The sequence below is a fragment of the Puia sp. genome (assembly GCF_035546395.1).
In the GTDB taxonomy this organism is placed as follows: Bacteria; Bacteroidota; Bacteroidia; order Chitinophagales; family Chitinophagaceae; genus Puia.
In genome coordinates, this window is sequence record NZ_DASZXR010000015.1 from 356,453 (window position 1) to 381,776 (window position 25,324).

Annotated in this window: 21 protein-coding genes and 4 tRNA genes; 11 read left to right on the top strand and 14 right to left on the bottom strand. The window is 52.0% G+C overall.

The genetic code is table 11. The features are described 5' to 3' along the window. Window positions 1-29 precede the first annotated feature (29 nt). The 5 genes from VHE34_RS19505 to VHE34_RS19525 form a co-directional block, all read right to left on the bottom strand. Entirely contained in the window at window positions 30-938 is a 909-nt protein-coding gene (locus tag VHE34_RS19505; RefSeq protein ID WP_325590717.1) for an RteC domain-containing protein, read from the bottom strand. A 273-nt stretch (window positions 939-1,211) separates the two neighbouring features. Next, window positions 1,212-2,381 carry a hypothetical protein gene (locus VHE34_RS19510; protein WP_325590719.1) on the bottom strand — a complete coding sequence of 390 codons (1,170 nt, stop codon included), beginning with the start codon at window positions 2,379-2,381 and terminating at the stop codon, window positions 1,212-1,214. Between the two features lie 278 nt (window positions 2,382-2,659). Next, entirely contained in the window at window positions 2,660-4,159 is a 1,500-nt protein-coding gene (locus VHE34_RS19515; RefSeq protein ID WP_325590722.1) for a serine hydrolase domain-containing protein, read from the bottom strand. Between the two features lie 23 nt (window positions 4,160-4,182). Then, window positions 4,183-5,400 (bottom strand): DUF2911 domain-containing protein, encoded by a 1,218-nt coding sequence (locus VHE34_RS19520; RefSeq protein WP_325590724.1) that lies wholly within the window; start codon window positions 5,398-5,400, stop codon window positions 4,183-4,185. A 182-nt stretch (window positions 5,401-5,582) separates the two neighbouring features. After that, window positions 5,583-5,975: a hypothetical protein gene (locus VHE34_RS19525; RefSeq protein ID WP_325590727.1), complete on the bottom strand. Its 393-nt coding sequence runs from the start codon at window positions 5,973-5,975 to the stop codon at window positions 5,583-5,585. A 207-nt stretch (window positions 5,976-6,182) separates the two neighbouring features. On the opposite strand from VHE34_RS19525, the gene ppsA reads away from it, so the two are divergent. Together ppsA and VHE34_RS19535 are read left to right on the top strand one after the other, a co-directional pair. Beyond that, window positions 6,183-8,720, top strand: a complete 2,538-nt coding sequence (gene ppsA, locus VHE34_RS19530) for a phosphoenolpyruvate synthase (RefSeq protein ID WP_325590729.1) — start codon at window positions 6,183-6,185, stop codon at window positions 8,718-8,720. A 78-nt stretch (window positions 8,721-8,798) separates the two neighbouring features. After that, window positions 8,799-10,373 carry an NAD(P)/FAD-dependent oxidoreductase gene (locus tag VHE34_RS19535; RefSeq protein ID WP_325590731.1) on the top strand — a complete coding sequence of 525 codons (1,575 nt, stop codon included), beginning with the start codon at window positions 8,799-8,801 and terminating at the stop codon, window positions 10,371-10,373. Window positions 10,374-10,382: 9 nt separating this feature from the next. Here VHE34_RS19535 and VHE34_RS19540 read toward each other — a convergent pair whose 3' ends face one another. The 5 genes from VHE34_RS19540 to VHE34_RS19560 all read right to left on the bottom strand — a co-directional run bounded on the left by VHE34_RS19540 (window position 10,383) and on the right by VHE34_RS19560 (window position 17,310). After that, on the bottom strand, window positions 10,383-11,702 hold the full coding sequence (locus VHE34_RS19540) for a S28 family serine protease (RefSeq protein ID WP_325590733.1): 1,320 nt from the start codon (window positions 11,700-11,702) through the stop codon (window positions 10,383-10,385). Then, window positions 11,689-13,827 carry an elongation factor G gene (locus VHE34_RS19545; RefSeq protein WP_325590735.1) on the bottom strand — a complete coding sequence of 713 codons (2,139 nt, stop codon included), beginning with the start codon at window positions 13,825-13,827 and terminating at the stop codon, window positions 11,689-11,691. The genes VHE34_RS19540 and VHE34_RS19545 overlap by 14 nt, the downstream gene beginning before the upstream one ends. Window positions 13,828-14,007: 180 nt before the next feature. Further along, window positions 14,008-15,060: an acyltransferase gene (locus VHE34_RS19550; protein WP_325590737.1), complete on the bottom strand. Its 1,053-nt coding sequence runs from the start codon at window positions 15,058-15,060 to the stop codon at window positions 14,008-14,010. Between the two features lie 32 nt (window positions 15,061-15,092). Beyond that, window positions 15,093-16,121: an SMP-30/gluconolactonase/LRE family protein gene (locus VHE34_RS19555; RefSeq protein WP_325590740.1), complete on the bottom strand. Its 1,029-nt coding sequence runs from the start codon at window positions 16,119-16,121 to the stop codon at window positions 15,093-15,095. A 13-nt stretch (window positions 16,122-16,134) separates the two neighbouring features. Next, window positions 16,135-17,310 carry an aminotransferase class V-fold PLP-dependent enzyme gene (locus VHE34_RS19560; protein ID WP_325590742.1) on the bottom strand — a complete coding sequence of 392 codons (1,176 nt, stop codon included), beginning with the start codon at window positions 17,308-17,310 and terminating at the stop codon, window positions 16,135-16,137. An 83-nt stretch (window positions 17,311-17,393) separates the two neighbouring features. Here VHE34_RS19560 and VHE34_RS19565 point away from each other — a divergent pair, with 83 nt between their 5' ends. Together VHE34_RS19565 and VHE34_RS19570 are read left to right on the top strand one after the other, a co-directional pair. Further along, window positions 17,394-18,155 (top strand): AraC family transcriptional regulator, encoded by a 762-nt coding sequence (locus tag VHE34_RS19565; RefSeq protein WP_325590744.1) that lies wholly within the window; start codon window positions 17,394-17,396, stop codon window positions 18,153-18,155. Window positions 18,156-18,311: 156 nt separating this feature from the next. Beyond that, complete coding sequence (locus VHE34_RS19570) at window positions 18,312-19,055, top strand: ester cyclase (protein WP_325590746.1); 744 nt, start codon at window positions 18,312-18,314, stop codon at window positions 19,053-19,055. Here the strand turns inward: VHE34_RS19570 and VHE34_RS19575 are convergent. Both VHE34_RS19575 and VHE34_RS19580 read right to left on the bottom strand, forming a co-directional pair. Beyond that, window positions 19,052-19,546, bottom strand: a complete 495-nt coding sequence (locus VHE34_RS19575; RefSeq protein ID WP_325590748.1) for a hypothetical protein — start codon at window positions 19,544-19,546, stop codon at window positions 19,052-19,054. The genes VHE34_RS19570 and VHE34_RS19575 overlap by 4 nt on opposite strands. Before the next feature lie 14 nt (window positions 19,547-19,560). Beyond that, window positions 19,561-20,373 carry a glutaminyl-peptide cyclotransferase gene (locus VHE34_RS19580; RefSeq protein ID WP_325590749.1) on the bottom strand — a complete coding sequence of 271 codons (813 nt, stop codon included), beginning with the start codon at window positions 20,371-20,373 and terminating at the stop codon, window positions 19,561-19,563. A 190-nt stretch (window positions 20,374-20,563) separates the two neighbouring features. Here VHE34_RS19580 and VHE34_RS19585 point away from each other — a divergent pair, with 190 nt between their 5' ends. Continuing rightward, window positions 20,564-21,304: an outer membrane beta-barrel protein gene (locus tag VHE34_RS19585; protein ID WP_325590751.1), complete on the top strand. Its 741-nt coding sequence runs from the start codon at window positions 20,564-20,566 to the stop codon at window positions 21,302-21,304. 24 nt (window positions 21,305-21,328) lie between these two features. On the opposite strand, the gene VHE34_RS19590 is transcribed toward VHE34_RS19585, so the two are convergent. Continuing rightward, the gene (locus VHE34_RS19590; RefSeq protein ID WP_325590754.1) at window positions 21,329-22,147 is read right to left on the bottom strand and encodes an AraC family transcriptional regulator; all 819 of its coding nucleotides are present in this window, start codon (window positions 22,145-22,147) and stop codon (window positions 21,329-21,331) included. Between the two features lie 86 nt (window positions 22,148-22,233). After that, entirely contained in the window at window positions 22,234-22,701 is a 468-nt protein-coding gene (locus tag VHE34_RS19595; RefSeq protein WP_325590756.1) for a hypothetical protein, read from the bottom strand. A 474-nt stretch (window positions 22,702-23,175) separates the two neighbouring features. Here VHE34_RS19595 and VHE34_RS19600 point away from each other — a divergent pair. The 6 genes from VHE34_RS19600 (at window position 23,176) to VHE34_RS19625 (ending at window position 25,097) form a co-directional block, all read left to right on the top strand. Next, a tRNA-Asp gene (locus tag VHE34_RS19600) sits at window positions 23,176-23,246 on the top strand. A gap of 5 nt (window positions 23,247-23,251) precedes the next feature. Continuing rightward, window positions 23,252-23,324, top strand: a tRNA-His gene (locus VHE34_RS19605). A gap of 15 nt (window positions 23,325-23,339) precedes the next feature. After that, window positions 23,340-23,411: transfer RNA gene (locus tag VHE34_RS19610), tRNA-Lys, on the top strand. A gap of 9 nt (window positions 23,412-23,420) precedes the next feature. Further along, window positions 23,421-23,498 (top strand) — tRNA-Phe (locus VHE34_RS19615). Between the two features lie 12 nt (window positions 23,499-23,510). Continuing rightward, window positions 23,511-23,996: a ribonuclease H-like YkuK family protein gene (locus VHE34_RS19620; RefSeq protein WP_325590758.1), complete on the top strand. Its 486-nt coding sequence runs from the start codon at window positions 23,511-23,513 to the stop codon at window positions 23,994-23,996. 12 nt (window positions 23,997-24,008) lie between these two features. Further along, window positions 24,009-25,097: an AAA family ATPase gene (locus VHE34_RS19625; RefSeq protein ID WP_325590760.1), complete on the top strand. Its 1,089-nt coding sequence runs from the start codon at window positions 24,009-24,011 to the stop codon at window positions 25,095-25,097. The last annotated feature ends 227 nt before the right edge of the window (window positions 25,098-25,324 follow it).

Genomic DNA, 25,324 nt, shown 5'->3' on the forward strand with positions numbered 1-25,324 from the left:
CAACTCAAGGGGTTTTGTTTCGCTAAGTATTAATCGCCATCACCAGGCACATCTTCATCTTTACGATAGTCGATATCCCTTTCCTCATCTTCCCATTGTTTATATTTCCTTTTCAATGCTTCTGACATCTGTTCAATCAAGTCACTGTTACCGCTGATCAGTTTAAGCGTATTGAAATCGAGTCCATTGGGCAGGCTCGGGTTGAAGGCCTGCTTCAAAAATTCAAACAGCTTTTGTTCGGTCATCGGTTCACCGGTATCAGGATCGACCGGCCTGACCTTCACTCCGAATATTTCGACCAACTGCACAAAATCCGCAGGGCTACCGGTGAATTTCAATTCATCCGGTGGCACATCAGTAATTTGCAGAGCTTCCAACTCAATCTCCAAATGATCACGCAGCATTTCATACGCTCTGAATTTGGCGAACATAAAATCTAATCCCGTGGAAAAATCTTTTGGCCCGTAATAATAAACCGGATCAACTTCGATAGGTAAATCACGGAAGTTAAAACGATCTTTCACATTTCTCACGAAAAAGATGATATCACTTCCGTCCAGCTTTTCCTTGTAATAATCATATAAAACATTATTGCGCGTAAAGAATCCATCTATTTTAACCAGCTCATTCACCAGGTATCGCGTTGCCTTGTCAATGCTGCTGTTCGGTCTGTATATCTCTTTGTTATGCACTTCGCACATAAAGATGAGCTGCGCCATAACCGCGGGCTTGATGTGTTTGAAAAAGTGAATTTCTTCAGTGCGCTTTGCAAAGGGATATCTTATCATAGCCTGATATAACCGCTCAAGGCATTGCTGCAAATAGGGCACTGACGCTTGCGACCAATGTTCCGGGTCCGGCTTGTCTAATCTGATCTTCAATAGCTGCTCCGTTATTTCCTGGAGCAATTCGTCACCGATTTTTTTGAGTTCTTCCATAATGATAATGTAACCGTCAGGGTATACGAAAGCCTTTTTTGTGCTGGCTATAAATATACCCAGGTTGAATGCAGGGAGACTGCAGTGAAATGGTTGACGGTAGCAATCACAATGTTGGAATTGTTAAGCGTGTAAATCCCTTCACTTGACTAATGACCGATAAGATAAGAAATAGCGAAGTGCAAAGTAAAACAACGTTATTAAGCCTTCCTGTCTTCCTCGTCCGATAGACCTGATGTGAAAAGAAATGTAGTCCCTATGACAAGAAACAAATTACTGCTTCCGCCTCAATCTCACCGCGGAGCTCTTTTTCAAATCTCCCTCGAATCCTACCTCGTAACGGTCGGAGCCGTCTTCAATAATTAGCAAACCTGAATTCGGCGGAATGGTGCCGAGGTTTTCTGCATAGATCACCAGTTGCAGAGAATCACCCGAACCGGGCGGGATTTTTATGACTTTTCGATAGGCCTGTTCCTCAAGGCGCTGTTTTGGAATGATCACTTCCCCATTCAACACCACACTTACCGTGTCTCCATCAACAATGCCATTATCATACAATACCAAGGTAAGGCTGTCGGATTTGAAATCGATCGTACGAATGACTTCTGTTTTTCGTGACGAAATCTCCGCTGCGGGCGCAATGATTTTTGGAACAGTGGGAATGGCAGCTGGAGTGGCAATAGTATTATTGGTCGCTCGTTGCCGCACTTTAACGGCTGTCAAATCTTTCACGGGATTTGCCGCCTCCACAGATGCCCCTGTTCCGGCCGCCGGCGGGGTTTCTTTCTCGGGCACAGCTGAGGCTTCTTTCGCGGGCTCAACAGGGGCCTCTTTCCTCGCCACCGCCGGGTCCCCGCTTTCGACCACCGAAGAGGGCCCTTTTTCGGCTACTGCCACTATCGGGTTTTCTTTTATAGCCACAGTAGGACTCGAAAACACAAGGGTATTTGACAATTTCAACGTGTCGAGTTTTCCAATCAACCTTGTCTGGGCCTGGCGATTTTGCTTTTGAAGCGTGATGGTTCCTGTGGCAAGATCCTCGTCACCCTTCCGCAGGTCCCGCGTTCGGGTGTGAAAGGCGCCGCTCAAAACCATTGTGGTATCCACCATCTTAACGGAGAATTCACAAAATGTTTTGATGCTGCGGGACCGGGTCTCAAAATTATTGTAGATCACTTTATCATCCGAAATAGTAAAAGTGCTGTCCTTGCGAATGAGGTTAATTTTCTTGACGGCTACTTTTTCAGCCCCTTTATACTGAAAGGTGATCATCGAATAACCGGTCATATCCTGGTTGATTGCCAGCTCAAATGGCATTTGTGTTTCGGAGGTGGCGATGGTTCCCACCCAAATTCCCGAAAGATCCTGGGAAAAGAGCTGCAAGGGCAGTAAAAACAACACAAGAATTGCTTTCATCGTCGCGGGGATATTGGTTTCTTTCATAGTCAACGATAAATCAATGTATTAATTGTTTGGGGTGACAGGCTTGGCCGATTTTTGCAATTTTACCCGGTCCCAAAGCAACAAACGAGGTTTCCCAGCCGACTTTGCCCCGAAAAGCCCCATAAACCTTCCATTGTAAAAAAAACTACTGCGATGCTCAAAAACTATCTGCGGATCGCCTGGCGCAACCTGGCAAAGAACCGACTCCATTCCTTTATCGATATGACCACATCGCCCAGGTGATGACGAACACAGTACAAAGTTTGAAAACAGACTGACTATTTGACCTTTTGGCATTCAATATATTTCCCATTCTCATGGATGATGATCTTTGCAATGCCGCCTTTATCGTCCTTTACGAACGTAATGTCCGTGTCTGAGGTTTTTGGGAAAAATACATTTTCAGTATCGGGGTAGATATCGATAGTGGGACCATCCCCTGATCGTGCCCTCAATTGAAGACCTTGCTTGGAGACGGTGAATAACCCTCCCGGTCTTAATATATATTGCCCCGACTCTTCAACGGTGATCCGATATTGTCCAACATAAGATTCTAAAACATTATTGGCGATGATCCTTTTTTTCAAGGTCATGAACGGCTTGTAGTAATCCTTCCACCTATAAACACTGGCAACGCTGTTCTCTATTTCGTTGATGATCCGGAAATCGTCTGTGTTTGTCATTATTATAACACCGTTGCCACCATCAAAACTTCCACAGTAGCGGGCAACGAAACCTTCGTCCTTACCATTATGACTAAAATATTTTTCGCCTCCTTTACTATCAATAAATGCGCCCAGTGCAGCGGACTTGTCGATATAAGGAGTTAGCATGAGCCTGGTATATTCTGCGGTAAGCACTTTGTTCGATTGGCCCTGCAGGGATAATTGCATTTCAATCACGTATTTCGCCAGGTCGGTGGGATTCGTCCAAAAACCTGCAGCTGCCTGTTCGGGATAAATATGATATTTTCCCTTCACTTCTTTGCCATCGTCATAATAGGCAGTAGCCAGTATCTTTTGATTCTCCGCGGAAGGCGGCTGACGGTAACTACTATTGTTCATGCCCATCGGTTGCAACACGTTATCGCGCATATAATCAGCATAAGACTGATTCGATACGTCTTGCACGATCATCTGGGAGATCATCGTTCCACCGCCGGAATATTCCGATCTGAGCGAAGGCTCAAAGGCAGAGCGGACCGCAGCCGTATTGGCCGGTTTGATACCGTCTAAAACCTGCTGCAAAGACGGTATGGGTTCCCCCTTTTCATATCCGGGAAACCCATGAACGGTCAACCCCGCGGTATGGCTTAAAAGATTGGCGATTGTAATTTTCTTTCCATGCGACAGGGAATCGTAAGGGAATTTCCATGATTTGAGATAGCCATTGATGTCCCTGTATAAATTCAATTTTCCCTCCTGCGCCAGCCTCAAAACGCCCACGGCGTTTAAGGATTTGCTGATGGAACCTGCCTGAAAAAGTGTTGCCGGTGTTACAGGGCGCTGTTCCGCACTATCTGCCCAACCAAAACCGCGTGCCCATTCCATCTTAAAGTTTCTGATCAATGCGATGGAAACCCCATTGACATGATAAAATTTCATTCTCTCCTCCAAAGTCCACTCCGGCTCACCTTCCACCTCAATATTCGATCTGAGATTCCTAATGACGAGTTGGATTTTTTTCTCTATACTATCCGTGTACTTGTTTTGCTGTGCAAACAAAGCCGGTGAGATAGCCAGGAAAAATAATAGAAGGGCGGGTATTATTTTTTTCATTTCGATGGGTTTTGAAGAACATCTTACTGCACCTCGATCGGCGCGATCCATCGGAATGAACCCCATTCGAGCACGAGTTTGCCATGACGGTCATCACCGGGAAGAATAGCGATCGTAAACTCCTCCACGGGGGCAGTGGCAACCTCACTGATCATCCTTGCTCTCCCCAGGTCCTGGGAAGGAGTGTACTCCGTACCCCATTCCCCGGTCCGCTTGCTCACGATCAAATCGACACCAGTCGTATGCGGCGCGGTAAACAACGTATACTTGCCCGCAGGGACCAGCATCCCGCCAAGCTTTATCGGGGTCGAGGTCGTAAACGACGTAGCCGCATTGGCCCCTGTTCTCCATACACGGTCGTAAGGGATCACATCGCCCAGCAGCGTTCGTCCCCTCAACAGCGGCCTGCTGTATTCGACCGTGAATATAGCTTTGCCGATTTGCGCCCGGAGAGAATCCTGAACGCTTAGCGATCTTACGCTGCCACCTTCCGCTTCTTTTTCCTCGAAACGGCCGGCAATACCTTTTATATCCGGGGCTGCAGCCAATTGCTTTACCTCCACTTTGTAGGTAGTCCGGGCGCCCGAATAGCTGAGCATATTGTAGCCGGAATCCATGGTAGCCTCGCCGGTTCCGGAAAGCCAGTCATGCGTGACCTCTGCCTTTCCGTTCCCAAGAGGGGTTACAGTGGCTTCGCCCAAGGGGAACCGGTCAAATTCCCGGTCAATATAAAACTGCCTCATCGGCACGTGACTGCCCGCCGCGAGCTTTGATGCCGCCGACCGCTTCGCCGCCGCGGCAAAGTACAGCTCATAGAGACTATACATTTGCGGGACATGTGCCACTATAATGGCGCCACCCGTTGGAAAATCCCGAATAACCGTACCGGTACTATCCGTTTTCGAAAGGTGCACCTTGTTATTAGCGACATCGGCAACTACTTTCCGATCCCGCTGACCGGAGGGTTCACTGGGAGTATGAATATCCATTGCAAGGTGTCGTATACTGCCGTCGTCGTCAAGGTTGACCACGGTATGGCGGATGCGCACTCGGGGAAAACGGTCCACTTCATCGCTTGTTAAAGTATTGCCCTGGCGGGTTATATTCTCTATCGAGATCGTATCGTGACCAAGCATCGTAAGAAAGCCATATTGCTTTACCGGTGGCGTTTTACAGGAAAACAGCACACCCGATGCAAAAATAAAAAAGATCGCAGTCGGCTTAGTGGGATAACCTTGCATTTTGGGATGTATTCCTTGTTAAACTACTGAAATATTTTATAATTTTCTGCAAATTCCCAGCGCTTGGGACCTCCTTTTTTTCATAGCGGCTACTATGATCTGGCTTCCCTGGGAACCGTAAGTTTCCAGTCGGTGAAAGCCGCTTTGGCCAACCCGGTGAAAAGCCTTCGGTCGGAGTAACGTCAGACCTTGGGTCTGGCGGTAAAAAGGCCACGATAACAGGACCGGTAGCCAAGGCCCAGCAACAGATTAGGCACCAAAAGCAGAACACCCATCAGCCAGCCGGAAGGCACCAGCAGGGTGTGGAAAAGAAATACGTTGACACTGATAGGGAAAAGGACGACGGCGAAAAAGGGAGCGTACCAATTGGACAGCAAAGAGAGTCCCCCCGCGATTTGAATGACTTTTTGCATGGGATAAAAATAACCGGCAGCCAGGAGGCCTGCCTTAAAAACCCCTGCTGCCCCGGGATGCTGCGGCGGCTGATAGGGGATAAAACGCAGAAAATAATCGAGGCCGAACACCAGGTAGAGAAACCCAAGGAGCAGGCGGGAGACGAGTACCGTAATCTTCATAAGAAAATCATTATATTGACGATTGTCATGACAAATTACGGATTGTTTTGCGACATCGTCTTTTGGGCCCCCAGTCTGTAATTGATTTCGATCCCAGGTAAGACGCTTTGAAATTTAACATCGAAGGCCACCGTATTGTTTGTCAGATAAGCTTTCTTTCTTTTGCCCGCTTTGCCTACTTTGTATCTCCAAAAAATCTGGAAAATAATGGTCAAGTACGTACTTCGTTTTGCGGAGATCGACAAAACAAAGTTGATGATCGCTGGAGGAAAGGGCGCCAACCTGGGCGAGCTATGCAAGATCGATGGGATACAGGTACCGGAAGGTATTTGCATCACGACCGAAGCGTACAAAGCAATTACCGGATGCGATCGGCAACTCAACGGCCTGCTGGAAGATCTGGCCCGGCTACAATCAGAGGACAGGGAAAAAGTCAAATCAATCAGCGCAAAGATCCGCGCGATCATCGGGGAAACCCCCATTCCCGCGCAGATAGCGGAAGCGATCAAAGCCGGTCTCTCAGAGTTTAAAGAGGATGACGCCTTTGCGATACGATCCAGCGCCACAGCCGAAGACCTGCCCACTGCATCTTTTGCAGGTCAGCAGGATACCTGGTTGAACATCATAGGAAGGGATGCGATCCTAAAACATATCAGTAAATGCTGGGCATCCTTGTTTACCGGGCGGGCTGTCACCTATCGTCATCAAAACGCCATCGACCATCGCAAGGTCTTGCTGGCTGTAGTGATCCAGAAAATGGTCTTTGCGGAGGCTGCGGGTATCTTGTTCACGGCCGATCCCGTCACGTCCAACCGAAAGGTGCTCTCCATCGATGCCGGCTTCGGGCTGGGCGAGGCACTTGTCTCAGGACTGGTGAATCCGGACATCTATAAGGTGCGTGACGGCAAGATCATCAATAAGAAGATCCAACAAAACAGGCAGGTGCTGACGGACGGGCAAATTGCACAGCTTGAACGAATCGGAAGAAAGATCGAAAAACATTTCGGGTATCCCCAGGACATCGAATGGTGCCTGGTGGATGACCAATGTTACATCGTCCAAAGCCGGCCGATCACTACGTTATATCCCGTTCCGGAAGAAGCCGATGATGAAAATCACGTTTACGTATCGGTCGGCCATCAGCAAATGATGACCGACCCCGTAAAGCCACTGGGGATCTCCTTTCGGCAGCTCACAGCGTCTCGTTCCATGAAGACGGCCGGCGGAAGATGGTTTGTTGATGTCACGCCGGAATTGACGTCACCTGCGAAGAGACATATGCTCGTGGAAGTCCTTGGAAAATCCGATCCGCTGATCAAAGGCGCGCTCACGACCATCCTCGATCGGGAAGGTTTTATAAGATTGGAAGCAGCAAGCGTCGAAGAAAGAGACAACAAAGGAAATCCATCCCCGGATTTCCAGACGCTGAAAGATTATGACCCGGCCATCGTTGCAACCCTGATCAGACGCAGTCAGACCTCGATCGACGACCTAAAGCAAAAGATCCGGACAAAAGCCGGGACCGGCCTGATGGATTTTATCCTCGAAGACATCCGGATGTTAAAGAAGAACATGTCCGATCCGCAGAGCTTTGGCGTCTTCATGACCGCCATGAACGCCTCGTCATGGATCAACGACAAAATGAAGGAGTGGTTAGGTGAAAAGAACGCGGCGGATGCGTTGACGCAATCCGTACCCAACAATATTACTTCGGAAATGGGATTGGACCTCTTGGATGTTGCGGATGTGATCCGTCCCTATCCGGAGGTAGTCACTTATTTGCAAAACGTTACAGAGGATGGTTTTCTGGATCAGTTGGCCAAATTCAACGGCGGACAGGAAGCCCGGCAAGCGATCCTGAATTACCTGGACAAGTACGGCATGCGATGCACCGGCGAGATCGATATCACAAGACCCCGATGGAGCGAGAGGCCAACGACACTTTTACCGATGATCCTTAACAATGTCAAAAGTTGTGAGCGGGGGGCAGCCCATCTGAGATTTGAACAGGGACGACAGGAAGCGTTAAAAAAAGAAAAAGACCTGATCGAAAAATTGAAACAGCTGCCGGATGGAGAACAAAAGGCTGCGGAGACAAAGCGCATGATCGGCCTGCTCCGGAATCTCATTGGATATCGCGAATACCCCAAATACGACATCGTCAGCCGCTACTTCGTCTATAAACAGGCTTTGTTGAAAGAGGCGGCACGCCTTGTGCAGACGAGAGTCCTTCAGGAGAAAGAGGATATATACTACCTTAGTTTTGAAGAGCTGCGTGATGTAATAGGTGCTAACTACGTAGACTATCCGATGATCGATAAGCGGAAGGAGGAATTCCGATCCTATGGGCGCTTGACTCCCCCGCGGGTAATGACCTCTGAAGGCGAGATCCTCTCCGGTCGCTACAATGGCGAACATCTGCCGGCTGGCGCGATCCCGGGCCTGCCTGTTTCCTCCGGGATCGTCGAAGGGCGGGCAAGGGTCGTCCTGAACATCGAAGACGCGGACCTGGAAGAAGGAGATATCCTGGTCACACCCTTTACCGATCCCAGCTGGACCCCTTTGTTCATCTCGATAAAAGGCCTGGTCACTGAAGTCGGCGGACAGATGACACATGGCGCCGTTATCGCCCGGGAATATGGTTTGCCGGCGGTAGTCGGCGTCGAGAATGCCAGTCGATTGGTCAAAGACGGCCAGAGGATCCGGGTGAATGGGACGGACGGATATATTGAATTACTAAGCTGATTCGTAGGAGCAGTAAAATATCGGGCAAGAGAAAATTATCCTATTTTCACGCTCCAAGCAACAACCGCAACCAATTAAGTGAAAAAGGCCATTATCATTGGAGCCGGGCCCGCCGGTCTAACGGCGGCCTACGAATTACTGACAAGGACGGACATAAAGCCGATCATCCTGGAAAAGACCGGGGATATCGGCGGGATATCCAAGACAGTGAACTACAAGGGCAACCGCATCGACATCGGCGGACATCGGTTTTTTTCCAAGTCGGACAGGGTCATGGAATGGTGGTTGCGATTCATTCCGCTGGAGCCGGGAACGGAGGGGGAAGTAAACATTCGCTACCAAAACCGCTCCCATACGCTGAATGCCGGCCAGGGCGTTCGCGCGACACCCGTCGACAAAGACAAGGTGATGTTGCTGCGCCGCCGTTTGTCACGAATTTACTTTCTGCGCCGATTCTTTAATTACCCGCTCAAGCTTTCTGTCAGCACTCTTCGCAAACTGGGGCTCTCGCGGACCATCGGTATTGCTTTCTCCTACACAATGGCCCGGCTATTCCCGCGCCGAAAAGAAAGAACGCTCGAGGATTTCATGATCAATCGTTTTGGCAAAACCCTGTACAAGACATTCTTCAAGGACTATACCGAGAAGGTGTGGGGGGTCAGCTGCCGAGAGATATCGGCGGAGTGGGGCGCCCAGAGGATCAAAGGAGTGTCGGTCAGCAAGGCGGTTGCTCACGCGCTGAGAAAGCGGAAAAACATGGACCTGGCCCAAAAAGATGTCGAGACCAGCCAGATCGAACGGTTCCTTTATCCAAAGTTGGGGCCGGGGCAGCTCTGGGAGGAGGTGGCCCGCCAGGTTGAAAGCCTGGGAGGAACCATCGTCTTCCATCAAAACCTCGCAGGCATAGCCAACGGCAAAGACCGGGTAACGGCTGTCCGATCTGTCGACACCCGGACAGGAGAAATACAAAGCTGGGAAGGCGATTACTTCTTTTCTTCCATGCCCGTCAACGAACTCATCGCCGGGATGGAAGGGGACGTGCCCTCCGAGGTGAAACAGGTGGCTGCCGGTCTGCAGTACAGGGATTTCATCACCGTAGGTCTGCTGCTAAAGCAGTTCACCGTTGCGGACAAGGCGGCGGGCGGTCATCGGAAGCTTAGCCTCGAGGATACCTGGATCTATATCCAGGAAAAGGACGTGGGGGTAGGCAGGCTGCAGATCTTTAACAACTGGAGTCCCTATTTGGTAAAAGATGCCGGCACCAGCTGGATCGGAATGGAATACTTCTGTAAAAAAGGCGATGGTTTCTGGGAGCAATCCGATGCCGCTATCAAGGAAACGGCGATCGGCGAATTGGAGAAGATCGGGCTTGCCCGCAAGGAAGACCTGCTGGACGCCACGCTTATTCGCATGGAGAAGACCTACCCGGCCTATTTCGGCACCTATGACCGGTTTGAGGTCATCCGGAACTTTGTCGATGGACTCGACAATCTTTATCTCGTCGGCCGCAACGGGATGCACAAATACAATAATGCCGATCATTCTATGCTGACGGCCATGGTGGCGGTGGATAATATCGTTGCAGGCGTGACCGACAAATCGAACATCTGGTCGATCAATACCGAGCAGGATTATCACGAAGGATCAAAATAAAGGACTGGCTCATTTCAACACCCCAAGATCCGCCTTTAACCCCGTCATCGTCTCCAGCGAGCCGGCAAAATCCTGCTTCATAGCATCCGGCATGAACCGGATCCGGGCCATCCCATGATTGGCGCCCGGCACCACGAACCGCTTCGCATGAACATCAGGACCCAGCTCTTGTCTGCACGCCGTCCAGGTATCACGGCCACCGTAGATATAAAGGATATTATTTCCGCTCCTCGCCAGCCAGTCCGTCACTTTTTTCTCGAACTCCGGATCATATGCCCTGCGGGGAACGCTTGCCGGCAACACGGCCGCGAAAGGATTCTCCCCGTTAAGCCGGTGCAGGTAGTTGCGAAAAGGCGCCAGGTTGTATTTATAGTATCCCGTCTGATAGGTCATATAGGAATGCGGGAGATAAGGCTCGACGCCCTCCTCGTCCGAGAATTCCCCGAGACCGCCGCCAAGCACCTCCAACATGTGCCGTAAATAGTCGTTCAGCCTCTCATTCGTCGGGATATCCTTCGGGGCAATATCGCTGACCTGCCAGAAAGAGAAAGGATATTCCATTACCGCGTACTCATAGGCGACATCCATCCCGCCTACCGCCGTATAATGCAGTGCCCGAGAGGACGACGGAATATGCGCCAGCGCCTCGCTCTCGTGCTGCAACAGGAATACCTGCACGTTCTTTAACCGGGCCGAATACACCGGTCCGCCGGCCGTATCCAGGAAAGCATAGATGCGTTTGTCCTCTATGTCATTGGGCATTGGCGCGACGTAAGCCACCGTCGCATCCACATCTTCCGGGAAGAAATACCGGTAGGTAAGCGCAGTCTCGCCGCCCCTGCTGATACCGGTGCTGATCCATTTGTTGGTATACAGCGTCCGGAACACCTGGTTGATATGGTGGAGATCGGCTGTGGCCTGCTCGAAGTTCAGGTACTCCCATTGCAGGGAATCGGGCCGCGATTTGTTGAAATACCTGAACTCGACATCCAGGTCGTTGCAGTCAAAGATCTTTTCGAGCTCGTTGCCATTGTTGCGACCGGTATATCCCTCGGTCTCCATGATCATCGGCCGGGCAAATCCCCGGTGGATTAGGTGCAGCTGCTGATAAAAACTTCCTTTTGCGGGATTGGAATGATCTATCGGTTGCAGAATGGCTAACTGGTATTCGACATGGCGCGGCGACCCCTCGAACGTCTTGTTGATGACCCGGACATCGGGTAAATGTGCAAGGGCGCTGTCCACCGCCGCGTCTTCCTTCTGGGCAAGAGCCGTTCCAAAGCAAAGAGTTAAACCAATGACAAGCGAACAATACCTATACAGCCGCATGCTCCGAAGTTTTTGAGTATTCATCGATCAACCGGCGCTGGATCTCCGCCGGAACCGCGGCATATTCCTGGAATTTCATCCGGAATTTCGCCCGTCCCTGGGTAAGGCTGCGGAGCGAGGAATAATAGTCGTGCATCTCCGCCAGTGGCACCCGCGCCGTGATCCGGTTGAAATGTCCCTCTGTGCTCATCCCTTCCAGGATGGCGCGACGCGTTTGCAGATCGCTGATAATGCCGCCGGTCTGCTCGTCGGGGCAGGACACCGTCACGATATAGATCGGTTCCAGGATCTGCGGATCGGCCTGTTTGAAAGCCGACTTAAACGCCATCATCCCAGCGATCTTAAAAGAGATATCGTTGGAATCCACGGGGTGCATCTTCCCGTCGTAGACGATCACCCGCACGTCGCGAACATGCGACCCGGTAAGGGGGCCTTCCTGCATCTTTTCCATCACTCCCTTCAGAATGGAAGGCAGGAACCGTTGATCGATCGCACCCCCGACGACGCAGTTGAGGAAGACAAGCTTCCCGCCCCAGTCCAGGTGGAATTCTTCCCGCCCGCGGACCGTCAGTCCCTGCGGATCGGGCATCCCTTCGAACCAGGGCTCTACCTGCATATAGACCTCGCCGAACTGACCGGCGCCGCCCGACTGCTTCTTGTGCCGGTAGCTGGATTGAACGGGTTTGCGGATCGTCTCCCGGTAGGGTATGCGTGGCCGGCTGAAGCTGGCCCGCAGGTTTTTGGAGAAATGCTCCAGCTTCCACTTGATCACCGACAGGTGAAGTTCGCCCTGGCAATGGATGATCGTTTGCTTGAGCTCCTGCGAGGTCTCCAGCAGTACCGTCGGGTCTTCTTCCCGAACCTGGTGGATGGCGCCCGCCAGCTTCTCTTCCTCGCCTTTCTGCGCTGATTCTATGGCGATGCTCATGAGCGGAGACGGGAATTCGATCGGTTCCAGCTCGAAGTTCTCGCCCCAGGCATGAAGGGTATTGTTGACATGTGTATGTTTCAGCTTGATCGTCGCGCCGATATCGCCCGCCGATAGCTCATTGACGGGAATGCGTTTTCCGCCCTCGACGACGAAGAGTTGGTTGATCTTCTCCGTACTTCCGTTCGATTCATTCACCAGCTCCATCCCCGGCCGGATCCGGCCCGAATAGACCTTGAAAAAGGACATCTCCCCGATATGCGCCTCCGAAAGGGTCTTGTAGACAAAAATGCAGGGCGGCCCATCGGGATCACAGGGAAGCGCGGTCCCCGAAAGGGTTCGCTGCGCCGGCATTTCAGCCGGACCGGGGCAGACCGCATCGATAAATCCCATGATCCGTCCGCTGCCCATATTCCTTTTGGCGGAGATACAGAACAATGGAAAAAGCTCATGCCGGATCATCGCATTCTTCAGACCTTGGGTCATCTCATTCTCATCCAGGTCTCCATTGTCGAAATATCGCTCCATCAGTGCTTCATCGGTGCCGGCGATCGCCTCGATCAGCTCCCGGTGAAGCCGGTCCGCCCGCTCCCTTTCTTCCGCCGGGATCGGCAGCTTCTCCGGCCGGCCGCCTTCCGTGGGAAACCGGTAGACGGTCATCCGCAGCACATCAACGATCATATTGAACCCAAGACCCTGATTCAACGGATACTGCACGACGACGACATTGTTGCCGAAATGCTCCCGGGCTTCGGCGACGGTACCTTCGAAGTCGGCCTTGTCCTGATCGAGCTTGTTCACCGCGATCAGGATCGGCGTTCGCAGCCGCTCCGTATACTCCCAGGCGAGATCGGCGCCTACTTCCACTCCAAAATTGGCATTTAGTAACAGGATGCCAGTGTCGGCAACGCGAAGCGCCGACAGAACATCCCCTGCGAAATCGTCATAACCTGGAGTATCCAGGATATTGATCTTGTAGCCCCGCCATTCCGTATAAAGCAGTTTGGAAAAAATGGAGTTGCCCCGCTGTTGTTCTAATTCATAAAAATCGCTGACTGTGTTTCTTTCTTCGATAGTGCCTCTTCTGGTGGTGAGTCCTGCTTCGTAAAGCATACATTCTGACAGGGTGGTCTTGCCGCAGCCGGCATGACCCAACAAGACTATATTCTTGACGTGAGAGGTGTCAAAACTAGTCATGGCAAATGTATTTCAACTTAAGTTACGGAAAAGACCGCACCCGTCAAAATGCGGTATCAGGGGCAGTTGTCCGCCACCAGCTTCCCATCCGTTTGCCCAGCCCCAGCAGGTGCGCGGGATTCGGCGTGATCGCCTTCAGGAGCAACCCGACAGGCAGAAGTTTTCTCTTTTGAGTATGTTTTATTTATTGGTCAGCCAAACTCTTTTCAACCAGGCCCGCACCGGCAGATCGTACAGTCTGTATGCCGCCCAGGCAAGAAGAATGAATAAGACGAACAGCCCGCATGCCACGGGCAGGACCTGGGCTGCAGACGGCTTTTTCTCGCCGATCCAGGCAGTATAAATATAGATGAACGGATAGTGGGTGATATAAATAGGGTAGGATATCTCCCCCGAGAATCGGCAAACCTTTCCAAGCCATCCGCTTACCGTACCCCCCGCGCCCATGGAGACCAGTACCGGGAAGGCAAAGATGATGCAGAGCGCCTCGTAGATGCCGGTGTACCTGCCCGTGGGCATAAAGAACAACACGATCAATAAAAGGGAACATACCGCATAAGCCGATGGCATCCGGATCAGCCTTCCGGTGCGATAGAGCAGGAGGCCGGCGAAAAATGGATAGGTCATGCGGACCACCGCTATCCAAAAAGTATCATAACCCCATCCCGTACCCAGGTCGCCATGCCAGCAGGAGGTGATCGTCAGCGCAATGGCGCCGATCGTAATGATCACCCAAAGGACTGCTTTTGTCATCTTCCGGCCAAAAAGCGCATACACGAAGTTGGCGATGTATTCCTGCAGCAGCGACCAGCAGGGACCATCCAGTGAATGGGTCTCGCCCCAGCCCCGGATATCCGGCGAGGGCAGAAGGGTGAAGCTGATAACCATCGTCAGCAATAGCTTGTAAATATCGATATGCCGCGCCGATGCCGTATAGGGATCGTATAAGAACCCGATGGTTCCGATAATAACGCCGAGGATAACCAGTGGGTGTAACCGCGTCAGCCGGATCTTGAAGAATTCCTTGATGGTCATCCGGCCCCATCGGTCATCATAAGCATATCCCACGACAAACCCCGAAAGGAGATAAAAGAAATCAACCGCCAGGTATCCATGGCGCATGGGATGATTGGCGGTGATGCCGCCATAATACGCTTCGAACAAATGATAGATGACAACAAGGATCGCGGCGGTACCGCGTAACCCATCCAGGATCGGGTAGTGGGGCTTCATGCAGTCAGGTAGTTTTCCCTAAGGTAGGGGTTTTACTTTATCCTCACGCGCAGGACAAGATCATCGGCCGTGATATAAAGCACATCTTTTGTTTCATTAAAGGCACAATTTGAGGTCGGCCGGCGGTATATCCGGATCAGTCCCAGCAATTTTCCTTCGGGAGAAAGGATGTTGACGCCATCCGGGCCGGTGGCGAACAGGTTCCCATGTTTGTCGATCTTGAACCCATCAGCGCCTTGCTTGACCGTGGCGCGGGCCTTTAACGCGGCCCCTTCCAATAGGACTCCGCCGCTACCGATACCCCCCGCGGTATCCAGGTGAAAGGCATACCAACGCGTATGCAGGTCATCGCTACTGCCTACGTATAAGGTTTTCTCGTCCGGAGATAGGGCGATGCCATTCGGCCGGGAAATGCTATCGATCAGCAGGCTTAGCTTGCCGTCATTGCCGATCCGGTAGACCCCTTCGAAACTCAGCTCGCGGGTAGGGTCGTTCTCGTGTTTTGGAAGGCCGTAGATAGGATCGGTAAAGTAGATGTTGTCCTTGCTGTCAGCGATGAGATCATTGGGACTGTTGAATTTCTTACCCTTGTAATCGGCCGCGAGAACCGTAAAAGAGGCCTTGGGTGAATCGAGAGCGGCGTTGAGCCTCACCACCTGCCGGTTGCCCGACTGGCAAAGCAACAGCCTGCCCTCGCGATCCAGCGCAAGCCCGTTGGACCCATTCTCGCCATCCCGGAAAGCAGTGTCCGTATAGCCCGAAGGCTCCAGGTACAACATCGGAGTGTCTGCGCCATTCCATCGGTAGATGCGGTTCTCCCTCACGGCGGAGAACAACAGCATTTTTTTGGCCGGGACCCAGACAGGTCCTTCGGACCATTTGTAATGTCTGCCGATAACCTCGATCGTGACCGTGCTGTCGATCAGCGCGGCCGCGGCAGGGTCATAGAGTTCAACCTTTCCGATGAGGGTGTCGGTCGTTGGAGTCTTCGGTACCTCGTTGCTGCACCCGCTGCCGGCCGCCAGGCAAGCGATGACGGCAGGGAGTAAGACTTTGTTCATAACGAGAAAGGTACTACTTCCCCCGCAATGCCGCGCACAAAAGGTCGATCTCTTCTTCCGTATTGTAATAGTGCACGGAAGCCCGCAGGACCGACACCAGGTGTTTTTTGTTCATATACAGCAGCGTCGAACCGGCCCGGCCGATGGATACGTTGATCTTCCGTTCGGACAGTTCCTTCTTTACCTGTGCGCAATCCTTGCCGGCCACCGAAAAGGTAACGATCCCGCAGAGCATATCTCCGCGATCATGAACGGTCACCCCGGGTATTTCCACCAGCTTTTGACGCAACAGGCCGGAAAGGAATTGGATCCGCTGCCAGATCCGGTCCACGCCAACTTCGAGGGCATAGTCGATCGCCTTTCCAAGACCCAGCATAAGAGCCCGGTTCTTTTCGAACAATTCAAAACGCCGGGCATCCGGCCTCAGTACAAAATCCGTTTCGGTAACTGTCGCAGCCGAATGATCATCCATGAACAGCACCCGCAATTGCTCTCTGACCTCCTTGCGTACATACAGAAAACCTGTTCCTCTCGGCCCCCGAAGATATTTCCGGCCGGTTGCGGATAAAAAATCGCATTTTATGTCGGCTACGTCGATGGGTAGCTGACCGGCGGCCTGGCAGCCGTCCACCAGGTAAAGGATACCGTGTCGGCGGGCGATTGCCCCGATCGCAGCCACGGGCAGAACATTACCCGCCGTAGACGGGATAAAGGTGATTGCTATAAGCCGTGTTGCGGGAGAAATGGCCGCTTCCAGCGCCGCCAGCGGGAAATTTCCCCCGGCATCGTTTGGGATCACCTTTATATCGATGCCGCGGCTCTTCTTCAGGTTGAGAAAGCCGATCAGGTTGCTGACATATTCCATCTCCGAAGTGATCACTTCATCTCCCGGCTTGAAGTCGATGCCATTAAAGGCCAGGTGCCAGCCCGTACTGGCATTCTCTACAATGGTGACCTCCTCGACCGAGGCGTTGATCAGTTTCGCGATCGAGACATAGACGTTCTCGAGCTGTTGCTGACTGGCGGCTTCCAGCTCATATCCCCCGGTAACGGCCTCTTTTCGCAAATAGGCAGTGACGGTGTCGACGACGACATCCGGTGGAAAGGACGTCCCCGCGTTGTTAAAATGGGTCCTTTCGGCTGTGCCCGCCGTTGCGGCGCGTAAGGCTTCTATCTCCTTTGCTTCCATTCTTTAAATTTAAGAACAAAGTAAACGCTTGTCTGTATAGTAAAACAGAGGCAGAATTGTTATTTTTGACTGGATCAGATGCTATGCGCCTGCAAAGATTCCACCCGGCCAACGCCCTGCAGCCTTTTATCAGGGAGTTCGTCCTTATCGAAACGGACGAAGCCACCGATAGTTTGGTCATCCCTGACACCTCCCTGGCGATGTCCCTGCGATACCGCGGCCTGATAATGAGGGCGGAAGAGACCCTGCCGGGTATCGTCATCTCCGGTCTCCGCAGATCGGTACGGCAGTTCGCCTACGCGCCGCAAACCGCCAATTTCCTCATCATCTTCAAAGAAGGCGGCATCTCCGGCTTCACCCGGATGCCCGCGAACGAATACTTCGACCAGTCCGTTTCCGCGGAGAACCTCTTTCTACGCCAGGACCTCGAGAGGCTGCAGGAACAAATGGCTGAAGCAGACACCGACTCGGAACGCGTGCGCCGGGCAGAAGCCTTTTTGCTGGGCCACCTCGTCAATCCAGAGCAGGACGCCCTCATCAGTAACGCGGTCCGGCTGATCCGTCAGCACAATGGGATCATCCGTATCGACAAGCTGGCCTCCTCCCTTTACCTGAGCAAGGACCCGTTCGAAAAGCGGTTTCGGCGGCTTGTCGGCTCGACCCCCAAACAATACGCTTCCATTATCCGGCTTCGGGGGCTGATCCAGAACTTCCCCTCTTACTCCTCTCTGACCGAAGCCTCCTATGAGGCAGGTTATTTTGATCAGTCTCACTTCATCAAAGACTTCCGGCTGTTCACCGGCCGTTCGCCGAAAGAATTCTTCCAGTCCTCCCGCTTCTGGTAGATCAATGCTTTTTTACAATTTCCCGGGGTAAGGGCAAAATAACTTTACAAAAAACAAATGAAACCGTCTGCCATTTGCCTGGCGCTGGCCCTGGGCCTAACGCCCGGCCTTTTCCGGGCACAAAAGAACATTCAAAATGCTACAATGGAGGTAACTATGTCAAACAATGAAAAGAACAAAGAAGCAGTCCGTCTGCTGTTCGAAGAAGTATTCAACAAAGGAAGGATGGAACGATTGAAGGACCTTGTCGCCGAAGACTACACGGGCGCACGCGGCGAGAAAGGCATCGGCCCGTTGCAGGACCAGATCAAGGGGCTGCGCACCGCCTTCCCCGATATCCACTATCGGCTCGAGGACATGGTTAGCGCAGATGATAAGGTTACCGTGCGCTGGACCTGGAAGGGAACGCATATGGGCCCATTCAGAAACTACCCGGCAACGGGGAAGTCGATCACGAACGAAGGGATGGCCATCTATGACTGCCGGGATGGTAAGGTCAAAGGGGTGCATATTCAAACCGATCAGCTGGGCTTCCTGCAACAACTGGGAGTAGTTCCCGTTAACCCCGGCGCCGCAGCTTCCGCCGAGGCTCCGAGGTTCATCGATAAGTTCTTCATTCCCGCCGCAGGGATCGCCGAATTCCACGAACGAATGAGGGTCAACCGCGACTTCCTGCGCACCCTGCCGGGCTTTATAAAGGACGTGGCCTATGAGCATCCCGATGACAAAGGCAACCTGATTTGCATCACCGTCGCCGAATGGGCGAGTATGGATGCCCTCAATAAGGCAAAAGAAGCCGTACAGGCCGAATACAAAAAGGAAGGCTTCAACCCGGCGGAGATGTTCCAGCGGCTGAATATCTCGATGGATCGGGGAATCTACTCGGAGGTGAGAAATTAACGGGAGTCGTCGGGCGACCGAAGGCGAAAGACCCGTCGGATAAATTCCCGGAAGCTTTCCACCCGGCTTTGCTGAGCCAGCTGGCGGTGACGTTGTTGCTTCATTTGCCGGATCGTTTCGTCCGGAATAGGCAGACCCCTCTCCGCCAGCAGCTCCCGGGCGAGGACATAGTCGAAATGACCCCATTCATCCGGTTTCGCAACAATGTCCAGCAGTTCGATATCCGTAAACGAGAGCAGGTAATAATTAGGGTCCACGTCCTGCAGCTGGTGTTCATAATACTCTTCCAACACCTCATGGGCCCGGTCGAGATCCGTCGCCCGTACTTTTAAGTGAATATTCGGTTCGACGGTATTCTTAAAAAAGCCGGGTTCCAACAACGGTTCCACTTTTTCGACATGACAAACGATATGCTGCGCCTTGAGCTTGTCGGCGATAGCCGACGCGAGCCCCGGGTCATTGAACGTTTGGAAGGTCTTGAAGCTGGCCATAGGAAGTCAGAAGATCAGTGGGAAAAATTTAGCTGATAAATACCCGACCATAACTTTCCCGTGACATAGATCTTATCATTGTCCCGGTCGTAGGCGATTCCGTTGAGGACGTCTCCGCCGGGATTTTTTACGTGTTCTGCGTCGACGAGGGAGGTCAGATCGATCTTCGCTACCACTTTCCCCGTGCCCGGATCGATCTTGACGATATAATTCTGGAGATATCGATTGGCGTAAAGATAGCCGTTGATATATTCCAGCTCGTTCAGACTATCGAGGGCCACGCCGTTCTGTGTCACCGCCAGGGTTTTGACGGGCTGATAGGTGGTTGGATCCAGCCAGGTCAGCGTACTTGTGCCGTCGCTCATGATCAGCGAATTCGAATCCGTCGTCAAAGCCCATCCTTCAGTGTTCCGATACCGGAAGCTGTCCACCCGTTTGTAAGTGAGTGCATCGTAAATAAAGCAGGTCTGGTTCTTATAGGTCAGCTGGTAGAGCCTGTTCCGGAAAAAGGCGATGCCTTCGCCAAAATACCGTTTCTTATCCAGCTCTACCTTCTTGTCGATCTTACCCGTGTTCATATTCAGGATGCCTACCATGCTTCGCTGCGTCTCGGGATCGTCGGGGTTTGCACCGCTGCTTTCGAACAATTGGTGATCGTGAAAGAGCAACCCTTCTGTGTACGATGTCGTATCATGCTTGAACACCGAGCCGACGCTGAAATCGAGGGTGGGCACCGGGGCCGTCACTGGGGTAGGTTCTGTCGGCCGGCTTTCCTGATGGCTGCCGCAAGCCGCGAGTAGGAGAAGGGGCAGGTATCTAACTTTCATAATGATGTGTAAAGCAATTTAGTGATTTTGCCCTACCTTCGGCCTCGCCATTGACCCAATCATCCCGAAATGGTCATGGTTTGTTCTTGATTATCAGTATATTGCCCGGTTATTAGAATGTTAATGTTTCAGCACATTGCAGCAAAAGAACTAGTTTGCCGGTCCTAAAGATCACACACAACAGATACGTATGAAGAAATTATTGATCTGTATTTTATGTCTTGCATCTCTTGAGGGTTTTTCTCAGCTCCGTGTTGGCGTCCAGGGTTCTTTCAGCGCGCTCACCTATTGGCAGAACAATCGCTATGAGGGCCTTGACGCGGCGGAGTTCACCATGGCAAAGAATGGCTGGCAGGCCGGGATCTTTGCTGAGTACGACTTAGGCTATTCCGGACTCGTGCTCCAACCGGCGCTTATGTTTGCGACAACCGGCGCGCACCTGGGGCAGTCAAAAGGTTTTGTCAATCAGGGTTCTTTCGTAACCGGCTATTCCGATACAAAATTGGACGTCAACACGGTCCGCCTCCCTGTCAATCTGCTGTATACCTACCGCATCAATACCAAATGGAAGGTCTTCGCGGGTCTCGGCCCCTTTATCGCCAAGAACCTCTCGGGTACGGAAAAGGGCTACTACAAGGGCTACGATAACTCGACCAATAATTATGTTCCGGGTCAGTATCCCATCAACAACAAGGTCCATATTTCGGACGACTTCTCTAATAACACGTTGGGAAAAAGCAACGTCTCCTCCCTTGACGCCGGAATGGACATCTTGATGGGCGTTCAATGGAAAAAGTTGCAGATCTCGGCAAACTGGACGCGTGGATTCATCCGGCAGTATCACACCACCTATGTGAACATGGGCAACGAGGACTGGAATTTCACAGTTGGTTATATTCTGTTCGGCCACGAGCGGAAACCGAGATTATAGAATCCCTTGCACAACGCCCCGGTGCTAAATTAACAGTGACGGAGCCTTGCCAAATTCTTTTTTGAAAGCGAAGGAGAAATGCGAGAGGTCTTCGAATCCGACCTCGAGATAGACATCCGATGGCTTCCGTTTCTTTTCCTTGATCAGATAATAGGCCTGGGCCAGGCGCTTTTGTTGCAACCACTTGCCCGGAGAAGTATGAAAGATCTTCTCGAAGTCGCGCTTGAACGTGGCCAGGCTGCGGCCCGTGAGATAGGCAAACCGTTTCATCTCGACATTAAATGTGTAGTGTTGGCTCATGAACCCTTCGAGATCGATCTTGCCCGGTTCGCTGAAGTCGAAAAGCAGGTTTTTTGCGGCGGGGCTGAGACGAAGGATCAGGAGCACGGCCTCTTTTGCCTTCAGCTGAACCAGCGAATCGTCGCATGAGCCCTCGTCCATCGACATGTATGGCGTCAATGAATCCACGAAACTTTTGGCAAAGGCGTCGGGTTTCAGCTGGACAATGCCTTCTCCTTGCCAGGGTCCCGAAGCCTGGAGTCCGTCTTCCAGGCTGAACTTCCGCAACAGGTCCTGGTAAAGATGGAGGCTGATCGATTTAAAGGCGCCACCGGTATCCGGTGGGATCTTGGTAGCCTTCGCGAGCTGATTCCGGCGTACCAATACAATATCACCCTGGTGATAGGTCACATGCCGGTTGCCCAAATAAAAATCAAGACTTCCCTGGAGGATGAAGGTCAGCGCATGGTCATGGACAAACTGTTCCTGTACGCGGCTGGCCGCGGAATAGCAGGAATAGAATAGGTAATCTCCCTTTGCCGATGTTCCTTCTACATTCACCATTGAGCAAAGTTCGGGTATTTAGCGATAACCTTGCCTGACCGGGTCTTCCCTCGGTGAAGGGCTGGCCGCGGAGTGCGGGTGGCCGCTTAGTCGCGGGTCGTGTTTCGCAATGCCGACAGGTCCTGGATCAAGGGCACCCCCGAAGAGGTCTTTCGGAAAAAGGCTCCCGTGAGGACTCCGGGTGGAAAGCCGCAGTCGCCGCCGTTGGTCTGCGTGAAAACGTGCATGAGCTCCACACCGTTGGGTTTGAAAAAGAAGCGGAGCATACAGCTGGAGTCCTTCGAGACATAGGTGGCTGCGTCGTCCTCATAGCGCAGCGTGTCGAGCAGGGTCCCGGATTCATAACCGGGATATCCCTTGTCGATAAAGAAGCAAAGAGTCAGCAGTTCGTGGTGCAACAGTTTGACCCTTATTTCACCGGAATGGGTGACGACCTTGTTGTCGTGCACTTCTCCTTTCAGGGTATAGGTACCCGTGGGGTTGATAAATGTTTGGTTGTTGTCGGTGGAGAGGAGACCGGGCAGCAACAGCGAAAGGAATAGAGCCAGCTTCATAGCTTTCAATTTTAAAGATGGAGTAATGAAAGCTTTCCCATGCTGTCCTTTGGCAATAGCCCAAGAGGCCACTCTGAAATTACTAAATAAAAAAATAGTTTCACGGAAATTTGGCGCGAACCGGAAATTATTACCATCTTTGCACTGTTAAAGAAATCTAAAGATGCAAAACATGCGCAAACATATTGAAACACTGAATCGGTTTAGTCCCATAGAGGATTATACCGTTCGCGGGGCATGTTTTGCTATAGAGTAACGTATAGTCAAAGCTTATAAATACAAGCCCCGCAAGCACTTGCGGGGCTTTTTTGTGTCCTTATGCATAAAACGATCATTCACGGGCTGGACTGGCGGCGGAATTTCCGCAGGGGCGGGTCACGTCCATACAAGAGACCTTGGATAGGTTGGTGGGTGTCCAAATAATTGGACACGCAGCAAGCAAAGCCCGGTCTCGCCAGCCCGGGCTTTTTTTATGGTTCGTTGGTGTAACGGTAACATCCCAGATTGTCGATCTGGCGCCACGGGTTCGACTCCCGTACGAACCGCGGATGTTGTCTCTAGCTTAACCGGTAAAGTGCCTCACTGTGAATGAGGAAATCAGGGTTCGATTCCCGGGGACAACCGGCAAATAAGAGAGATGGCCCATAGCTCAATGGCTGAGTATCGCACTTTTAATGCGAGGGTTCCGGGTTCGACTCCCGGTGGGCCAACAAAAGAACGGCGCTCTGGCAGAGATGGTTCTACTGCATCGGTTTGAAGGACCGACAATCGAGGTTCGATTCCTCGGGGCGCCGCCAAAAAGAACAGCCATGGAACAAAAACAGCACTGGCAGAAACCCGACGGCACCCGGATCAAAGCCCCCATCGAGGATGAGATCCGCTCCGTCCTGGTCAAGGAAAAAAGGCAGGGCGACACGCTCAAGGTATGCATCGGCACCGATAGCCAGGTGAAAGGCGCTTGCACGCAGTTCGCCACGGTGATCGTGTTCTTGCGGAAAGGCAAGGGTGGATTCATGTACGTCCTCCCGGAAACGACTCGCAGGAAGCTGAGCATCAAGGAGAGGATGTTGATGGAAGTCGCTAAAAGTATCGAAGTTGCGTACTCCCTCAGCCGGCTTTTCACCTTGTACGATGTCGACATGGAGATCCATGCCGACATCAACACCAATCCACAGTTCAAAAGCAACGACGCGCTGCGGGAGGCAATGGGGTATATCCACGGAATGGGATTCTCCTTCCGGGCCAAACCGCATGCCTTCGCCAGCTCGAGCTGCGCAAATAAAATGGTTCAATAAAAAAGAATAACAATGGACAATTTATATTCTCAACGGGTGATCAACGCCGGCAGCTTGTTCAGCAATCACTTTTTGGACGCGAAGATGCTTTATCTGTATTGCTTCAATCAGTTGCCAAGCGTGAGTTTTATCCGTGGTCTCGACGCGGAGAAGGCTCTCGCCGCCTTTAAGGAGAAATTCAGTCATCGCATCGCCCGGATTCATCAATATCAGTGGTATAAGGACAAGCGAAAGGAATATCAGTTCAACCGGACATTGGTGGTCATGGATAACGAGTCGGTCGTTCTGTTCGAAAGCAACTACTGTGAGATCTGGCACAACGGGACTCAACAGGAATTTATCGGTGAAGCGACGGAGACCGTTTACCGGTTCAGGGAGAGGAACAGACGCGAACCGCTGGAAATCAACCTAATCGTTGCCGTCAACAGCAGGCTTGATCTGAAACCTATGGAGATCAAGCGCACCAAGCTGGACCTGGAACTCTTCTACAACGAAGATTTCCTCGAGGTCGACCAATTGATCCGCAAGCGCCTCGGAAAGAAAAAGGACAAGGGCATCGTCCTGCTGCACGGCCTGCCGGGCACAGGAAAGACGACCTACCTGCGGTACCTGATCAGCAAGATCAAGAAGCGGGTGCTTTTCCTTGCGCCTTCCCTCGCAGGTGATCTGATGAACCCGGATTTCATCGAGCTGCTGGTCGACAACCCGGACACCGTGCTGATCATCGAAGACGCCGAGAACGTCATCATGGACAGAAAGCGCAACGCCGGTTCCTCGGTCTCCAACCTGCTGAATATCTCGGACGGCCTGCTGGCGGACTTCCTGAATATCCAGGTGGTCTGTACGTTCAACAACTCGCTGACGCTGATCGATGAGGCACTGATGAGAAAGGGACGGCTGATCGCGAAGTACGAATTCAGCAAGTTGTCGGTCGGCAAATCCCAACGCCTGAGCGATCATTTGGGATTCAAGACGGTCATCAATAAGCCGATGACCGTCGCCGAGATCACCAACCAGCACGAGAAGCAGCATGCTGCGCCCCGGATGGAGGTGGTCGGGTTCAGGCGCCATCACGTGGAGACGCCGCCGGTATTGGCGTAATAAAAGCCAGTCGCGAAAAAGGCTGATCGGATAATAAAGAGATTCCCGCAAGGGAGAAACGAGGTATATCGTTTCGGCCAGGGTCTCATAAAGCCCGGCAGTGCAGGGGCAATAGCCTTCTGTATCCTGCAGCCCGGAACATATTCCACCAACCAAGGGGTTGTGGGTTCGAATCCCATACCGACTCGTATCGGTTAGCTCAACGGTAGAGCACTGCACTGATAACG

Coding starts and splice junctions, on each gene's coding strand:
- VHE34_RS19510 (WP_325590719.1), bottom strand. CDS start 2,381: ATGAAAGAAACCAATATCCCCGCGACGATGAAAGCAATTCTTGTGTTG.
- VHE34_RS19575 (WP_325590748.1), bottom strand. CDS start 19,546: ATGGCCAGCTTCAAGACCTTCCAAACGTTCAATGACCCGGGGCTCGCG.
- VHE34_RS19545 (WP_325590735.1), bottom strand. CDS start 13,827: ATGACTAGTTTTGACACCTCTCACGTCAAGAATATAGTCTTGTTGGGT.
- VHE34_RS19540 (WP_325590733.1), bottom strand. CDS start 11,702: ATGCGGCTGTATAGGTATTGTTCGCTTGTCATTGGTTTAACTCTTTGC.
- VHE34_RS19550 (WP_325590737.1), bottom strand. CDS start 15,060: ATGAAGCCCCACTACCCGATCCTGGATGGGTTACGCGGTACCGCCGCG.
- VHE34_RS19505 (WP_325590717.1), bottom strand. CDS start 938: ATGGAAGAACTCAAAAAAATCGGTGACGAATTGCTCCAGGAAATAACG.
- VHE34_RS19520 (WP_325590724.1), bottom strand. CDS start 5,400: ATGCAAGGTTATCCCACTAAGCCGACTGCGATCTTTTTTATTTTTGCA.
- VHE34_RS19595 (WP_325590756.1), bottom strand. CDS start 22,701: ATGAAGCTGGCTCTATTCCTTTCGCTGTTGCTGCCCGGTCTCCTCTCC.
- VHE34_RS19555 (WP_325590740.1), bottom strand. CDS start 16,121: ATGAACAAAGTCTTACTCCCTGCCGTCATCGCTTGCCTGGCGGCCGGC.
- VHE34_RS19560 (WP_325590742.1), bottom strand. CDS start 17,310: ATGGAAGCAAAGGAGATAGAAGCCTTACGCGCCGCAACGGCGGGCACA.
- ppsA (WP_325590729.1), top strand. CDS start 6,183: ATGGTCAAGTACGTACTTCGTTTTGCGGAGATCGACAAAACAAAGTTG.
- VHE34_RS19525 (WP_325590727.1), bottom strand. CDS start 5,975: ATGAAGATTACGGTACTCGTCTCCCGCCTGCTCCTTGGGTTTCTCTAC.
- VHE34_RS19580 (WP_325590749.1), bottom strand. CDS start 20,373: ATGAAAGTTAGATACCTGCCCCTTCTCCTACTCGCGGCTTGCGGCAGC.
- VHE34_RS19515 (WP_325590722.1), bottom strand. CDS start 4,159: ATGAAAAAAATAATACCCGCCCTTCTATTATTTTTCCTGGCTATCTCA.
- VHE34_RS19625 (WP_325590760.1), top strand. CDS start 24,009: ATGGACAATTTATATTCTCAACGGGTGATCAACGCCGGCAGCTTGTTC.
- VHE34_RS19620 (WP_325590758.1), top strand. CDS start 23,511: ATGGAACAAAAACAGCACTGGCAGAAACCCGACGGCACCCGGATCAAA.
- VHE34_RS19565 (WP_325590744.1), top strand. CDS start 17,394: ATGCGCCTGCAAAGATTCCACCCGGCCAACGCCCTGCAGCCTTTTATC.
- VHE34_RS19590 (WP_325590754.1), bottom strand. CDS start 22,147: ATGGTGAATGTAGAAGGAACATCGGCAAAGGGAGATTACCTATTCTAT.
- VHE34_RS19585 (WP_325590751.1), top strand. CDS start 20,564: ATGAAGAAATTATTGATCTGTATTTTATGTCTTGCATCTCTTGAGGGT.
- VHE34_RS19570 (WP_325590746.1), top strand. CDS start 18,312: ATGTCAAACAATGAAAAGAACAAAGAAGCAGTCCGTCTGCTGTTCGAA.